The following is a 15,086-nucleotide window of genomic DNA, read 5'->3' as shown; positions in this document are numbered from 1 at the left end:
GCCCGGCGTCCGACGTGCACGAGTCCGACGGGCAACGGGGCGTCGGACGAACAACGTGCGTCGGACGAACAACGGTGCACCCTACGAACAACGGTGCACCCTACGAACAACCGTTGTTCGCACGGGGGACGCTTGTACGCACCGGGGACGGTTGTTCGCGTCTAGACCTCCGGATCGGCGACGAACGACGAAGGGCCTGGCCGTGCGGCCGGGCCCTTCGTCATTGCTGGTGCTTACGGCTCCTCGGGCGGGGTGCTCGCGGGCGGCTCCACGGTCAGCGTCACGGTCGTGCCGACCGGGACCTGCTGCCCGCCGGCGGGGTTCGTGCTCTTGACGATGTCCGGGTTGTTGGCGCGGTCGCCGTTCGCGTAGCGGCAGTCACCGTTGAGCTGGGCGCTGCCGAGCGCCTGGAGCGCGTCCTGGCACTTCATCCCGACGAGGCCTGTCGGCACCTGGGTCATCTCGACCTGGCGCTCCTGACCCACGGTGATGGTCACGGTCGCGCCCTGCTCGACCGGTCCGGCGGGACGGCTCTGGTCGAAGACCTTGCCGACCTGCGCCGGGTCGTCGACGTCCTCGTACTTGACGTCCGCGACCAGGTTGAGGTCCTGGAGGATGGCGCGCGCCTCGGCCTCAGTCTTGCCGTTCAGGTCGACCATGTCCACGAGCCCGCTGGAGAGGTAGACGGTGATCGGGCCGGTCGGGTCGACGAACTGGCCGGCGGGCGGATCGGTCTCCACGACCTGGTCCTTGAGCACGTCGGCGCTGTTCTTCGTCGGCCAGCTGATGTTCTCCGCCTTGAACCCCAGGTCGAGCAGCGCCTGCTGGGCCTGCTCACGCGTGAAGTTCGTCATCACCGGGATCTGCACGGCGTCCGGGCCGGACGAGATGACGACCTCGACCTCGGTGCCCGGGTCGGCCATCTCGCCGCCCTCGGGGTCGGTGCTGACGACCGTGCCCTCCTCGGCGGCGTTCGGCTCGCGCACGGGCTTCACCTCGAAGCCGGCCTCCGTGAGCAGGTCGCGCGCCTCGGCCTCGGTCCGCCCGACGACGTCGGGCACCTCCACCTGCTCCACCGGCGTCTCGGCGGCGTTGCCCTTGGTCAGCAGCCAGATGATGCCGATGATCGCGACCACGGCGACGCCGATCAGGGCCCACATCACCCACGGCCGGCGCGGCTCCTCGTCCTCCGGCTCGACCGGGGCGCGGCCGTAGCCGGCGGCGGGGGGCGCCGTCGTCGTGCCGAGCGGGGCCCAGCCCGGGGCGCCGGCGGGAGCCACGGCGGCCGGGGTCGCCGTCGGCTGCATGACCTGCGTCGCGGCGGCCGGCGGCTCGAACCGCTGCGTCGCGGCGGCGGCGCCCGCGCCGAGCGCCGCGGCGCCGAGCGCACCCACGACGGGCGCGCTCACGTGACCGCCGCGCAGGGCGGCCTCGAGGTCGGCGCGGAACTCCGCCGCCGAGCCGTACCGCTCGTTGCGGTCCTTGGCCAGTGCCTTCATCGTGATGCGGTCGAGCGCCTCGGGGACGTCGGAGGCGAACGCGCTCGGCGGCTGGGCCACCTCGCGCGCGTGCTGGTAGGCCACGGCCACCGGGGAGTCACCGACGAACGGCGGGCGCCCGGTGAGCAGCTCGAACAGCAGGCAACCGGTCGAGTAGAGGTCGGACCGCGAGTCGACGGCCTCGCCGCGCGCCTGCTCCGGGGAGAGGTACTGCGCGGTGCCGATGACGGCCTGCGTCTGCGTCATCGTGCCGGCGGCGTCGGCCATCGCGCGGGCGATGCCGAAGTCCATCACCTTCACCGCGCCAGCGGGCGTGAGCATGACGTTGGCGGGCTTGATGTCGCGGTGCACGATGCCCGCGTGGTGGCTGTACTCGAGCGCGGACAGCACGCCGGCCGTGATCTCGACGGCCTCCTCGATGGGGACGGCGGCGCCGTCGCGCAGGATGTCCCGCACGGTGTGGCCCTCGACGTACTCCATGACGATGAACGGCACGTGCGACACGGCGCCGCTCGGCTCGACCGACACGTCCTCGCCGGTGTCGTACACCGCGACGATGGCCGGGTGGTTGAGGGCGGCGGCCGCCTGCGCCTCGCGGCGGAAGCGGGCCTGGAAGGACGGGTCGCGCGCGAGGTCGGAACGGAGGATCTTCACGGCCACCGTACGGCCGAGGCGCGTGTCGTGGCCGATGTGGACCTCGGCCATGCCGCCGCGCCCGATGAGCTCGCCGACCTCGTACCGGCCGCCCAGGATCCGGGGTGCGTCTGCCACCACTACTGGTCCCTCGCTGTCGTCTCGACCCTCTCGGGGTTGTTGTCGATGATCCCACGGGCGCGCGCCCACTCGGGGGAGCCCAGCACCAGGATCTGCGATCCCGCGTCGTCGGAGGGGGGCGCGGAACGGGACCGACCCCACAGGCTATCCGCAAACGCCGCGCCCAAGGCGGCGAAGAGCAGCATGAGGACGAGGGCGACGAGCGGGCGGGACACCTTCCCCCACCGTCGCCCGACCCCGCTGCCGTCCGGGACCGGAGCGGCGAACACCCGACGGGCCGCGCCCAGCCAGCGGCGCGCGACGCTTCCCGCCGCCGACGCCGCGGCGCCCGCCGCCTGCGCGGCCGTCCGGGCCGGGGCCGGGAACGCGGGCGGCGTGGACGCGGGCGGCTCCGCGACGGGCTCGTCGCGGCCGGGCACCAGACGGGCCGCCGCACCGGTGGGGCGCGGCGGCGGTGCAGGCGACACGAGCTGCGGGAACGTGTCGAGCGCGAGCGCGCCGGTGCTCACGGCGTCGACGACGTCGACGGGCCGCGCGTGCCGGCCCAGCTCGGTGGGGATGCCGTGCCCGGGCGTGCGCACGGCCATGTCGTCGAGCACGCGGGCGAGCGACGCGGCCGAGCGCGGGCGCTCCTCCGGGTCCTTCGCCAACATGCGCATGACCAGGGCGGACAGCTCCGGGTCCACGTCGGCGGGCATCGGCGGCACCGGGGTGTTCACGTGCGCGACCGCGATGTCGACGGCCGTCGGGCCGGTGAAGGGCCGGTGCCCGACGATCGCCTCGTACGCGACGATGCCGAGCGCGTAGATGTCGGACTGCGCCGTCGCCGCCTTGCCGATGGCCTGCTCCGGCGACAGGTACTGGGCGGTGCCCATGACCATGCCGGAGTCCGTCATCGGGATGCGGCCGGTCGCCGTGGAGATGCCGAAGTCCGTGATCTTCACGCGCCCGGAGCGCGACAGGATGATGTTGCCCGGCTTCACGTCGCGGTGCACGACGCCGGCGACGTGCGCGGCGTGCAGCGCGCGGGCGGTCTCGGCGAGGATCGGCAGCAGGCGCCGGGTCGGCAGCACCGGCTCGCGGTCGAGCAGGTCCGACAGCGGTTCGCCGAGGATCAGCTCCATCACGAGGAACGCCGAGCCGTCCTGCTCGCCGTAGTCGTAGAGCTGGGCGATGTTCGGGTGGCTCAGCTGCGCGCAGTTGCGGGCCTCGGTCCGGAACCGCTCGAGGAAGCCCTCGTCGCCCGCGTACTCCTCACGCAGCACCTTCACGGCCACGTCGCGCGCGAGCGACTCGTCGTGCGCCTGCCACACCTCGCCCATGCCCCCGACGGCGATCCGGCTCACCAGGCGGTACCGGTCGCCGAGCGCGACACCCTCGCCCGGCTTCACGGCGTCCTCGCCAGGGCTGCCTCGATGACCGCGCGCGCGATCGGGGCGGCGACGGCGCCGCCGGTCGCCTCGCTGCCCATGGACCCGCCGTTCTCGACGACGACGGCGACGGCGACGCGCGGCGCCTCCGCCGGGGCGAAGGCGGTGAACCACGCGTGCGGGGCGACGTCGTCGGTGGTCTGGGCGGTGCCGGTCTTGCCGGCGACGGTCACGCCGGGGATCTGCGCGCGCTGGCCCGTGCCGTCCGCGACGACGCCGACCATCATGTCCCGCAGCTGCGTGGCGGTGGTCGCGGAGATCGGCCGGCCGAGCTCGCTCGGGTCGGTCTCGTCGACGACCGTGAGGTCCTGGCTGCGGACGGCCTGCACCAGGTACGGCGTCATCTGCACGCCGCCGTTGCCGATGGCTGCGGCCACCATCGCCATCTGGAGCGGGGTCACGCGCACCTCGTACTGCCCGATCGCCGAGAGAGCCGTCTGCGGCGCGTCGGGGTCGGTCGGGAAGCGGCTCTCCGTGACATCCATCGGCACGTTCAGCGGGGAGCCGAACCCGAAGGCCTCAGCCTGTGCGCGAAGTTCATCCGCCCCGAGGTCGATGCCGATCTGGGCGAACGCGGTGTTGCAGGAGATGCGCAGCGCGTCGGCGAGGGTCATCGCCCCGGTGGACGAGCACGCGGAGCCGCCGAAGTTGCGCAGCACGGTCGAGGTCTGGGGCAGCGTCAGCTCGCGGGGCGCGGCGACGGGCGTCTGCGCCGTCATGCCGTTCTCGAGGGCGGCCGCCGCGGTGATCAGCTTGAACGTCGAGCCCGGCGGGTAGGTGTCGCCGGCGATGGCGCGGTTCACGAGCGGGTCGCCCGGGTCGGCCAGCAGCGACTCCCAGGCCGTGCGCACCGAGGCCAGGTCGTGGCTCGACAGCACGTTCGGGTCGTAGCTCGGCTTGGAGACCATGGCGAGGATCGCGCCCGTGGTGGGGTCCAGGGCGACGACGGCGCCGCGCTGGTCGCCCAGCGCGTCCCACGCGGCCTGCTGCACGGTGGGGTCGATGGTGAGCTCGACCGACGCCCCGCGCGTCTGGCGCCCGGTGACGAGGTCCTGCAGGCGCTCGTAGAACAGCGAGTCCGCCGAGCCGTTGAGCTCGGTGTTGAACCACTCCTCGATGCCGGTGCGCCCGTAGACCACCGAGTAGTAGCCGGTGACGGGCGCGTAGAGGAGACCGTTCGCGTATGACCGCTGGTAGCCGAAGGAGTCGTCGACGGGCGTCGAGGTCACGATCGCCTCGCCCCCGGCCACGATCGGCCCGCGGAAGTTCCCGAACTCGCGGTAGAGGGTGCGCACGTTGCGCTGGTCGCTGTTGAGGGACGGCGCCTGCACGAACTGCACCCAGGTGGTGCCCACCATGAGCGCGAGGAACATCACCGTGACCACGGTGGCGAGGCGGCGCAGCGGGGTGTTCACGCCGGCCTCACCTCGATCACCTCGGTGGCGTGGTCGGAGCCCATGGGCAGCACGGGCGGTGCGGCGTAGGCGTCCGCGGGGTCGGCCCCGGGCACCGGGTCGGCGGCGGGCGCCGGGCGGCGCGCGCTGTCGGAGATCCGCAGCAGCAGGGCCGCGATGATCCAGTTCGCCAGCAGCGACGAGCCGCCGTAGGCGAGGAATGGCATCGTCAGGCCGGTCAGCGGGATGAGGCGCGTGACGCCACCCACGACGACGAAGCACTGGAACGCGATGACGAAGCTCATGCCGCCCGCGAACAGCTTGCCGAACCCGTCCCGCACGCCGATGGCGGTGCGCAGGCCGCGCTGGGCGAGCACCACGTACAGGACGAGCAGCGCGAGCAGGCCGGTCAGGCCCAGCTCCTCGCCGAGCGACGCGACGATGAAGTCCGACTCCGCGTAGGGCACGAGGTCCGGGCGGCCCTCGCCGAGGCCCGTGCCGAACAGCCCGCCGTTCGCCATCCCGTACAGGCCGCGGACGAGCTGGCCCGAGCCCGGGCTCGCGTTGAAGACGTCGTCGTCCAGCGCGTGCAGCCAGACGTCGAAGCGCGTCGCGACGTGCGAGAACGCCCGGGCCGCCAGCGCGGCGCCCCCGATGAACAGCCCGACGCCGATGACCACCCAGCTGATCCGCTCGGTCGCGAGGTAGAGCATCCCGACGAACAGCCCGAAGAACAGCAGGGAGGTGCCGAGGTCCCGCTCGAAAACGAGGACGGCGAGCGAGACGCCCCAGGCGAGGATGATCGGGCCGAGGTCCCGGATGCGCGGCAGCTGGAGGCCGAGGATGCGCGGCCCGGCCAGCGCGAGGGTGTCGCGGTTGGTCACGAGGTAGCCGGCGAAGAACACCGCGAGGACGATCTTGGCGAGCTCGCCGGGCTGGAACGACGCCGGGCCGACGTGGATCCAGATGCGGGCGCCGTTGATGGTCCGCCCGATGCCCGGCGCGAGCGGCAGCACGAGCAGCAGGAGACCGGCGACCATCGCGGTGTAGGTGTAGCGCCGCAGCGTCCGGTGGTCCCGCAGCACCACGAGCACGACGACGGCCGCCACCACCGAGATCGCGGTCCAGCTGAGCTGCCGCTCGGCGAACGTCGCGTTCTGCCGGCCCGCGGCTGCGTACGCGAAGTCCAGCCGGTAGATCATCGCCAGCCCGATGCCGTTGAGCGCGACGCCGACGGGCAGGATCACCGGGTCCGCGTACGGCGCGCGCCACCGCAGCACCACGTGCATGCCGACGGCGAGGGCGACGAGGCCGACGCTGTAGCCCACGATGTCCGCCGGCATCGAGCCGGCCGTCGCGACGCCGACCAGGGCGTACGCCCCGACGCCCAGCACGAGCGCGATGAGCAGCAGGCCCAGCTCGAGCGACCGACCCGGCCGCGCGACGTGCGGGCTGACGGTCGCCATCAGCGCACCCGGGCGGCGCCCGGCCGCCGTCGTGAGGTCACCGATCGGCCTCCCGCTCGAGCGAGTCGACGCGGTCGCGGGCGTCCGCGAGGTCGTCGGCGGGCAGGGTGTCCGCGAGGCGGTCGCGGAAGTACGCGGGCAGGTCGTCCACGCGGACGTCGCTCTTCTCGACGACCTCCGAGAGCGCGAGCGGGCCCACGCTCTGCGGGATGCCCCGGTAGACCGCCACCCGACCGTCGGCCACGCCGACGTAGTACTGCGTCTGCGTCCACCGGTAGCCGAGCCACCCGGCGGTGACCGCGCCGGCGAGCACCGCGACGACGACCAGCACCGTCACGATCCGCCGGGCGCGGCTCCGGGTCGGGACCAGGTCCTCGTCGTCGACGAACGCGGGGGCGGCGGCCGCCGTCGGCGGGTGGGTGCGGGCGCGCGCCGCGGCCGAGTGCTCGGCGGCGCGGGCGGCGGCGCCCCGGCCCCCGCGCGTCGGACGGTTGCGGTCGAGCGCCGCGGCGCCGACGACGTGGCTCGTGGTCTCCGGCGCGGCGCCGTCGGGCAGGTCGTCCAGCTCGACGACGTCGCCGACGACGACGGTCACGTTGTCCGGCGCGCCGCCGCGCAGCGCGAGCTCGACGAGCTGCTCCGCGCACGCGCCGGCGTCCGGGACGTCGCGCATCGTCTCGGCCAGGGTGTCGTGGCTCACGACGCCGGACAGGCCGTCGCTGCACAGCAGCCACCGGTCGCCCGGGCGGGCCTCGCGCACCGACAGGTCCGGGACGATCTCCATGTCGAAGTCGCCGAGCACGCGCAGCAGGACCGAGCGCTGCGGGTGGTGCTCCGCCTCCTCCGGCGTGAGCTTGCCCGTGTTGACCAGGTGCTGCACGAACGAGTGGTCGGTGGTCACCTGCGCGAGCTCGCCGTCGCGCAGCAGGTACGCGCGGGAGTCGCCGATGTGCGCCATCGCGAGCTTGTTGCCCGAGCGCAGCAGGGCCGTCACGGTGGTGCCGAGGCCCGCGAGCTCGGGGTTCTCCTCGGCGAGCGCGAGCAGCTCCTCGTGCGCCGTGGACAGCGCCGCGGCCAGCTCGTCGAGCGCGTCGTCGGGCCCGTGCGCCTCGTCGTCGAGCGGCGCCAGGTGCGCGACGGCGACGGACGAGGCGACGTCGCCGCCCGCGTGCCCGCCCATGCCGTCCGCGACGACGAGCAGGTGCGGCCCGGCGTAGGCCGAGTCCTGGTTGTTCGAGCGCACCAGGCCGACGTCGGAGCGGGCGGCGTAGCGCAGGGCGATGGTCACGTGCGTCCCCTCACCGCTGCAGCTCGAGCGTCGACTGGCCCACCTTGACCTGGCTGCCGATCGTCACCGGCGTCGGCTGGTCGATCTTCTGGCGCCCGACGAACGTGCCGTTGGTCGAGCCGAGGTCCTCGACGTACCACTGACCGTTCTCCGGGTAGATGCGGGCGTGCCGCGACGACGAGTAGTCGTCGTCGAGCACGAGCGTGCAGGACGGCGCGCGGCCGATGAGGATCGCCGACGTGCCCAGCGGGAGGGTGGTCCCGCGCAGCGGGCCGGCGGTGACGACCAGGCGGCGGGGGACGGCGTCGCGCTTGGGGATCGGCGCCGGAGCGGCGGCACCCGGCGGCGGCGCGGGGACCGGGGCCCGCTCGCTGCGGCCGCCGGGGCGGCGCAGGCGGCGGCTGACGATGCGCGTCCCGTACAGGTCCCGGCGCAGCACGGAGATCGCGGCGAGCACGAACACCCAGAGCAGCACCAGGTAGCCCAGCCGGAGCAGGGTGATCGTCAGCTCACTCATGTGGGACGGATCACCGGTCCTCGTCGTCGTCGCTGCCGGTCCAGAAGAGGATCCGCGTGCGGCCGATGGTGATCGTGTTCCCGTCGACGAGCGTGGCGGCGGGCACGTGGTGGCCCTCCACGTACGTGCCGTTGGTCGAGCCGAGGTCGGTGGCGATGACGGCGTCGGGCGTCACGCGGATCTCGAGGTGCCGGCGGGAGACGCCCGGGTCGTCCACGATGATGTCCGCCTCGCTGCCGCGCCCGATGACCGTGACCGGCCCGGTGAGCAGGTAGCGCTGCCCGTCGATGTCGATGAGCGGGTGCCGCTGGCTCGCGGCGACCGTGGTGGCCGGCGCGACCGCGCCGCGGACGGTGGCGCTGCGGACGAGGAAGCGGCCGGTCTCGAGCTCGTCGTTCTCGACGAACGCGACGGTCACCGGGCCGAGGAACGCGTACCGCTGGCCGGTTGCGTGCTCGGTGACGTTCGCGGCGAGCTCGTCCGCGAGCGGCTCCGCGCCCCACTCGACGACCTGCTCGTGGTCGACCGGGGACAGCTCGATGACGAACTCGTTGGGGACCACCGTCCGGTCGCGGCCGACGACGGCGGCGCGGTCGTCGATCTCGCGCCGGAGCGCGCTCGCGAGCTCGACCGGCTTCACCTCGCTCTTGAAGGCCTTCGCGAACGCGTTGCTGACGACGCGCTCCACGCCCTTCTCGAACTTGTCGAGGACTCCCATGCCACCTCCTCCCGGCCGCCGTGCGGGGCGGGCCCGCTGACGTCGTCGTGCCTGGTGGCGGGTCGTGGGCCGGACCTGGGTCGCCCAGGTGGGGTGCCTCGCAGCTGTCGGGGTGGTGGCTGCGCGGCGTCCGGCATCGGACCGCCTCCTGGTCCGCGTCCGATCGTATCCGCCGGGCGGCGCCGGGGTCGCACCACCGGTCCAGGGCGCGCGGGTGACGTGCTAGCCTTTCTCGGCGCGCGCGAGTGGCGGAATAGGCAGACGCGCACGGTTCAGGTCCGTGTGCCCGAAAGGGCGTGGGGGTTCAACTCCCCCCTCGCGCACAGAAACCTGGGAGATCTCCCAGGGTGATCGAGAGCCGGGGACTCCAGGGTCTCCGGCTCTTCGTCGTCCTGGGGACGGGAGCAACGCCGGTCCCGACGGCCATGGATGGTCCGGGGGCGTGGCGCCGGCGCAAGGTGCCCAGGGTCTGGGCGCCTTGGTTGATGACGGCGCTGATGTGGGGACTGCCCCCGCGGCCGGTGAGCGGACCGGTGACGTCATGGCACACGGTCTTGACACCCTCCACCGCACCCGGGCACAGCTGACGGCGATCAAGGGCGGGCGGCCCGCCGGCGCTGCCCAGGTCCCGTCCCCTGCGGCCCTCGCGGCTCTCCCGACGGCACCGTCCTGGCCATCGCGTGACGGTGTGAAGCGTGCACTCGGGGCACCGGCGATGGATGGCCAGAACCGCATCGCGATCGTCAAGCTCGCCTCGCACCTCGGCTGGGCGGACGGTACGGACCTCGTGGTGTGCGTCGAGCGGGGGCGGGTCCGGGTGTGGCCCGGCGTTGTGAGCACGCCGGCAGAGCTGCCCTCGCAGTACCGGGCTGGCCGCATGACCCTGCCGGCCGCTGCCCGGGCCCGGCTGGACGTCGGCGTAGGCGACATGGTGTTCGCCAGCACGGCAAGCAACGGGGAGCTGCTGCTCCTGAGCGGGGCGGACGTCGCGCAGGCGATCGACGCCGACGCCGAGCCAGTGCCCGCCCCGGTGTCGGCGCCTCTGCCTGCCGCGAAGCGCGGCGGCGTGAAGCCCGCTTGGCGAGCTCCGGTTGCGTCGGGCGGGTGAAGTTCCGAGGACCAGGCATGTGGCGACTGACAGGCACCGGGGGGACCGCACGGTACGCCCTGCGCCGGGAGGTCCGGTGCCAACGAGGACAAAGGAAACGACCATGAGCACCCAGCTCACCCCGGGCGACGAGCCCACCATGAAGGACGCGCTCGACCTGATCGCCACGCATGGCGCCCAGCTGGCCGAGCTGAGCCAGGCACTGCGTCTCCTCGCCGACGGCGCGCTCATCGCCGGTGCGACGGCTCGCGGCGCGGGCGACCGGATCAAGGTCACGGACCTGGTCGCCAAGGCAGACGCGTCGATGACCACGAACACGCGACGCACGTACCTCGGTTACATGAAGCTCCTGGCCCACGGAGACCCCACGCTGACCGGCCCGGACGGGCTCCCGTGGGCAGGCATCGGGCACATGTGGGCCGACGAGGTGTTGCCCAGCCACATCGACCAGGCCCTGAAGGTCGTCGCGCAGCGGGCCGCCCGCCGTGCTGAGGCCCGCGCGGAGCAGCGCGAGGCCGCGGGACGTGTCATTCGCCGAGCCAGCGGCGACGGGGCCCGGTACAACGCGATCGGCGCCTGGCGCTGCTTGTTCGAGGTCGCGATCCGTGATCGCCACCTCGCTGAGGGCATGAACCCCGCGTCGAAGTTCAAGAGGCCGAAGCGGGAGAAGGGCGGGTCGCGGATGGCCTTGGAGTGCGAGCACTACGACCAGATGGTTGCGCTCCTCTCCTCGACCGGGGACGACCCGGAGCTGGACGAGCTGATCCTGCGCTTCCTCGACATCACCGGTGCTCGTCAGGAAGGCGTCCTGAACTTGCGGATCGAGGACATCGACCCGACGGAGTGCACCGTTCGTCTGCGCGAGAAGTTCGGCACCGACATCGACCAGCCGGTCCCCGACTGGTTCGTCCAGGAACTCCTCGCGTTCGCGCAGCGCCGTGGCGCCGTGCTCCGCGGAGACAGCGTGTTCCGAAAGCGGGTCGGGCCCGGGCTCTACAAGCCGATCGGGAGGCGTCGCTTCAACTACGTCTTCTGCGACCGGCTGCAGTCGTCGTACGAGTGGGCCGACAAGATGCAGGTCACTGCACACACGCTGCGCCACCACGCCATCACGAAGGTTCAGCGCCACGCTGGCAGCGCCGTCTCCACGGCCTTCGCCCGCCACGCGATCGTCGAGACCAACGACATCTACACCGAGGCGAGCCAGAAGGAGGTCGCGAAGGCGGTCGTCGACCTGCACGGCGGCGACCACCCGTGGCTGCACCGGGAGCCCCGCCCGCGGCGCTGACGGCGGGGAAGTGGCAGGCATGGAACGACGGGCCCAGGTGATCCTGGGCCCGTCGTCGTCCTACTGGAGGAAGGCCGGGAGCGGTAGCCCGGCCTCGGTGATGATTCGGCGGACAGCGTCTCGCGTCTCCGCCACCTGCTCGGGCGTCGAGGGCGCGGTCGATGCTCGCCATGTTGCGCCGCAGGTGCAGCCCGGCGTCGAGCACAGGACGATGCCGAGCATCTTGGCGAGGTCCAGGAGCAAGAGCCGGTGCCCCCCGAGGTCGTGCGGGCAGTAGGCGCAGGGCTGTGGCGTGCTCTGGGTCACTGGCCCACCGCCTGGTGATGGGTTGTGCGAGGCGCCGACGGGGTGCCAGCGCACAGGCTGCATGCGGGACTCGAGCCGCCGGGCGGGTGCAGGCCTCGGGGTCGCTGGATTGCCCAGACGGCGATCCAGTGCGCGTAGGCGCGTGGAAAGGCCAGGCGCATCCGGTCCTCAACGCAGACCATCGCCGACCACAGCCGGCCTGTGGACTGGCCGTGGCTCCGTGCCGCGCTGATCAGGGCCTCGAGCTCCTCGTGCTTGCGCACGAGGCGCTGCAGCTCCGGTGGCCGGACCCGAGCCGCTCGGCGTGGGTGCGCTGGTGGGACGTGACGGTTCACAGGGAACCTCCTTGGTTGGGCACGCCCGGTCCCGGGTCGGGGCGGTCGCGCGGAGCCCGTGGGCTCGCCGACCGACCGTTGACGCCTGCCGCCCACCGCCAAGCCGCGCCCTGACGTGGCGGGACCGTAAGGGCTCCCCTCGCACGCTCGTGCTCGGGTGCTCCGATCGAGTGTTGTGCGCCGGTTTCACCCGATCATGAGTTGGCTTCTCTGGGAGACTCCCGGCATGGCAGGGGGCTTGCAGGTTGCTGGCGATCGTGTGCGCACGTGGGCTGCCGTCGTCGCGTCGGCGGGTGCGGAGATCACGCCCGCGGGCGTCCAGGCGGCGGCGAGCCGCGTCGGCGGAGCGGTGCCCGGCTCCCAGACGACCGGGGCGTTCACGGAGTTGGCCGGTCAGGTCGAGGCTCGGGTCCGGGCGCTGAGCCGGGCGTGTGAGGCATGGTCGCAGGACGTCGGGGCCGCTCTGCGGGAGTTCGAGGACTCGGACGAGTACGCCGCGGACCGGGCGCGCCGGGCGGGCAGGCCGCTGTGAGCGTGCGGGCCAGCGTCCTGCTGGGGTGGAATCCGTCTGCGCTGGACGAGGCAGCGGACGACGTCGAGTCGACCCGTCGCCGGGTGGAGTCGGCGGTCGGGGATCTGGAGCGCGTGATCGCCCAGCTCGGGGATGCCTGGGAGGGGGACGCGGCCGCGGCTGCGGCCGCGGCGTTGCGCCGCCGTCGGGACGAGGGCGTGCGGGTCGAGCAGACGCTGTCGATGGTGCGCCGGGTGGATGCCGCCCGGGCGTTGCGGGCCGCCTGGGCGGCCGCCCAGGACGGCTCGACACTCGACGAGGCGGACCGCCGCCTGGTCTCGGCGGTGGCCGACCGGGTGCTGCCAGAGCCGGGCACCCCGCCGGCACAGGTCGCGGCCTGGTGGGCGTCGCTGTCGGCCGGAGCCCAGGCACGGCTGATCGCCGGGGATCCGTCGGCGGTGGGCGCGCTCAACGGCGTCCCGATGGCGGCGCGGGACCGGGCGAACAGGCTCGTGCTGGCGCGCGAGCTGGCCGGGTGCGAGCAGCGGATCGCCGACCTGCAGGCGCAGCTGGCGGCGGCGGGGCCGATCACCGGCCGGGCTGGGCCGTCGAGTCCTCAGGTGCAGATCGGTGCGCAGCTCGCTGAGGAGTACGAGCGGCTGCGGATGCTGTCCGCGGTGAACGACCAGCTCGAGGCGGGCGGGCGTGACTACCACCTCGTGCTCTTCGACCCCGCCGGTCGTGGGCGAGCCGCGATCGCGCTCGGGGACGTGGACACCGCCGACCACGTCGCCGTCCTGGTCCCCGGGTTCTCCTCGGCCGTCACGAACTACATGCCGATCATCACGGGCAACGCGGACGGGCTCCAGGACCAGATGGAGCAGATGGCGCGCGTTACCGGATCAACCGAGACCGTGGCGACTGTGGCATGGATCGGATACGACGCCCCGCTCGACTTCGACGTGCTCACCAGGGGTGACGCGGAGGACGGGGCGCGTTTGCTGACAGGCCTGGTGGATGGGATCCACGCCTCACGAGCAGTGGCGGGATCCGATCCTCACCTCACGATCGTGGGGCACTCCTATGGATCGCTCGTCACAGGGATCGCCGCCGCAGGCGGCCCGATCCGCGCCGATGACCTGGTGCTGATCGGCTCGCCCGGTGTCGGTGTGCAGACGGCACAGGAGCTGGGGTTCACGGACGATCACATCTACGTGGGCACCGGTGATCGCCACTCCGATCCGATCGCGGAGTCAGGCTTCTTCAGTCGCAAGCTCCAGTCGGACTACTTCGGGGGCACGCAGTTCCAGACCGATGGCGGCGCCAACTCGTGGGTCGGTGGGGAGATGGCGGAGGCTACGGGACACTCGGAGTACTACAGGCGAGGAACGGAGTCGCTGTGGAACATGGCGGCGGTGGTCTCCGGGCACCCGGAGCTGGTGACGACGATCGAGGGGGACGGATGACTCTCCCCGGGAGCGAGTCCGGAGGGTCTCCACGCCGTCGGTCCGCGTGGGTACTGGGCGTTGTCGGTGTCCTGGTTGTCGTCGCGATCGGTGTGGTGATCGCTGACCGGGTGGCCGCGGCGCGTGAGCGGGACGAGGACGATGCGTTGGAGCCGACGGCGTGGGAGAACCGTGTGCAGATGGAGCCGGTGCTCGTCGAGACGGCTCGGCAGCTCGGGATCACGAGCGAGCCTCTGCCAGAGAGTGATGCGCCGCTCGGTTGCGAGCGTCGAGACGGGCGGCAGGGCCTGAGCTACGACCTGCCCGAGCTCGAGGGGGCAGCGCTCGACGATCCGGAGTCAGCCCTGACTGACGTCGCGCGGGCATGGGAAGAGCTGGGGTACGCCGTCTCCAGTGTGGGCGGCGGTGCGGGCGACGTGTGGCGGGTGAACGCGGAGACGCCGGAGGGCGCGATCGTCGAGGTGCTCACGGGGCCGGCGGCGACGATCGTGTCAGGCGAGACTGGCTGCTTCCTCGAGGACGGCGCGCCGGACGAGGCCTGACGTCCGCACGGCGCCAGTCAGAGTCCCCCTGGCTCGCTGGGCGCGGCCGCGTGCTGCAGGCATCGTCGGCAGAGCCTGGGGTCAGCGTCCTCGATCCGACCGCTGGGAGGGACCCGTAGAACGGGTCCGCTGAGGTCGAGCGCGACTCCCGCGCCGCAACTCGGCCGGTCTGCGGTCTCCGGTCTGGACCATCGGGTGTCGCCGCTCCGTACGTGCCACCGTGCAGCACCGCCCGAGACGGGAGCTCGGAACGGCACGTCCGCAAGCACATGCTCCTCGGACCGGAGCTCCTCGAGGCGCTTGGCGTAGAACGCCTCGGTGTACTGCACGCATCGACGGCACACCCGGCCATCCACGGCGGACGGCAGGACTCCAAGTGGTGGGACCAGCGCCTCACCCCCGACGTCTAGGTGTAGTGCCCATGGACGTTGTTGACATGAGGGA

12 protein-coding genes and 1 tRNA gene are annotated in these 15,086 nt (G+C 72.8%); 6 read left to right on the top strand and 7 right to left on the bottom strand.

Going from position 1 to position 15,086, the window contains the following annotated elements; all coding sequences use genetic code 11:
- Positions 1–233 precede the first annotated feature (233 nt).
- Genes pknB through AFE02nite_RS16210 form a run of 7 tightly spaced genes read right to left on the bottom strand, consistent with a single transcriptional unit; the run spans position 234 to position 9,086 of the window.
- Positions 234–2,273, bottom strand: coding sequence for a Stk1 family PASTA domain-containing Ser/Thr kinase (pknB, locus tag AFE02nite_RS16240; protein ID WP_146820044.1), 2,040 nt, complete (start codon positions 2,271–2,273; stop codon positions 234–236).
- The gene (locus AFE02nite_RS16235; protein ID WP_146820043.1) at positions 2,273–3,664 is read right to left on the bottom strand and encodes a serine/threonine-protein kinase; all 1,392 of its coding nucleotides are present in this window, start codon (positions 3,662–3,664) and stop codon (positions 2,273–2,275) included. Before AFE02nite_RS16235 ends, pknB begins: the two co-directional genes overlap by 1 nt.
- Complete coding sequence (locus AFE02nite_RS16230) at positions 3,661–5,118, bottom strand: peptidoglycan D,D-transpeptidase FtsI family protein (protein ID WP_034248818.1); 1,458 nt, start codon at positions 5,116–5,118, stop codon at positions 3,661–3,663. Before AFE02nite_RS16230 ends, AFE02nite_RS16235 begins: the two co-directional genes overlap by 4 nt.
- Positions 5,115–6,563: an FtsW/RodA/SpoVE family cell cycle protein gene (locus AFE02nite_RS16225; RefSeq protein WP_146820042.1), complete on the bottom strand. Its 1,449-nt coding sequence runs from the start codon at positions 6,561–6,563 to the stop codon at positions 5,115–5,117. Before AFE02nite_RS16225 ends, AFE02nite_RS16230 begins: the two co-directional genes overlap by 4 nt.
- A 37-nt stretch (positions 6,564–6,600) precedes the next feature.
- Entirely contained in the window at positions 6,601–7,851 is a 1,251-nt protein-coding gene (locus tag AFE02nite_RS16220) for a PP2C family protein-serine/threonine phosphatase (RefSeq protein ID WP_146820041.1), read from the bottom strand.
- A 10-nt stretch (positions 7,852–7,861) separates the two neighbouring features.
- Complete coding sequence (locus tag AFE02nite_RS16215) at positions 7,862–8,368, bottom strand: FHA domain-containing protein FhaB/FipA (RefSeq protein ID WP_034247767.1); 507 nt, start codon at positions 8,366–8,368, stop codon at positions 7,862–7,864.
- Positions 8,369–8,378: 10 nt separating this feature from the next.
- Positions 8,379–9,086: an FhaA domain-containing protein gene (locus tag AFE02nite_RS16210; protein ID WP_034247768.1), complete on the bottom strand. Its 708-nt coding sequence runs from the start codon at positions 9,084–9,086 to the stop codon at positions 8,379–8,381.
- A gap of 239 nt (positions 9,087–9,325) precedes the next feature.
- On the opposite strand from AFE02nite_RS16210, the gene AFE02nite_RS16205 reads away from it, so the two are divergent.
- The 6 genes from AFE02nite_RS16205 (at position 9,326) to AFE02nite_RS16185 (ending at position 14,642) form a co-directional block, all read left to right on the top strand.
- A tRNA-Leu gene (locus AFE02nite_RS16205) sits at positions 9,326–9,409 on the top strand.
- A gap of 365 nt (positions 9,410–9,774) precedes the next feature.
- On the top strand, positions 9,775–10,194 hold the full coding sequence (locus AFE02nite_RS16200; protein ID WP_146820040.1) for a hypothetical protein: 420 nt from the start codon (positions 9,775–9,777) through the stop codon (positions 10,192–10,194).
- A gap of 103 nt (positions 10,195–10,297) precedes the next feature.
- A complete protein-coding gene (locus AFE02nite_RS16195) occupies positions 10,298–11,482 on the top strand; it encodes a site-specific integrase (protein ID WP_034247770.1) in 1,185 nt (394 codons plus the stop codon).
- A gap of 867 nt (positions 11,483–12,349) precedes the next feature.
- A complete protein-coding gene (locus AFE02nite_RS17540) occupies positions 12,350–12,655 on the top strand; it encodes a hypothetical protein (RefSeq protein WP_186814591.1) in 306 nt (101 codons plus the stop codon).
- Positions 12,652–14,100, top strand: coding sequence for an alpha/beta hydrolase (locus tag AFE02nite_RS16190; protein ID WP_034247773.1), 1,449 nt, complete (start codon positions 12,652–12,654; stop codon positions 14,098–14,100). The genes AFE02nite_RS17540 and AFE02nite_RS16190 overlap by 4 nt, the downstream gene beginning before the upstream one ends.
- Before the next feature lie 95 nt (positions 14,101–14,195).
- Entirely contained in the window at positions 14,196–14,642 is a 447-nt protein-coding gene (locus AFE02nite_RS16185; protein ID WP_146820038.1) for a hypothetical protein, read from the top strand.
- Positions 14,643–15,086 lie beyond the last annotated feature (444 nt).

Origin of the sequence: Actinotalea fermentans (assembly GCF_007991475.1) — a bacterium.
GTDB lineage: Bacteria > Actinomycetota > Actinomycetes > Actinomycetales > Cellulomonadaceae > Actinotalea > Actinotalea fermentans.
The sequence above is the reverse complement of the archived record's forward strand: the minus strand, read 5'-3'. Positions and strand labels throughout refer to the sequence as shown.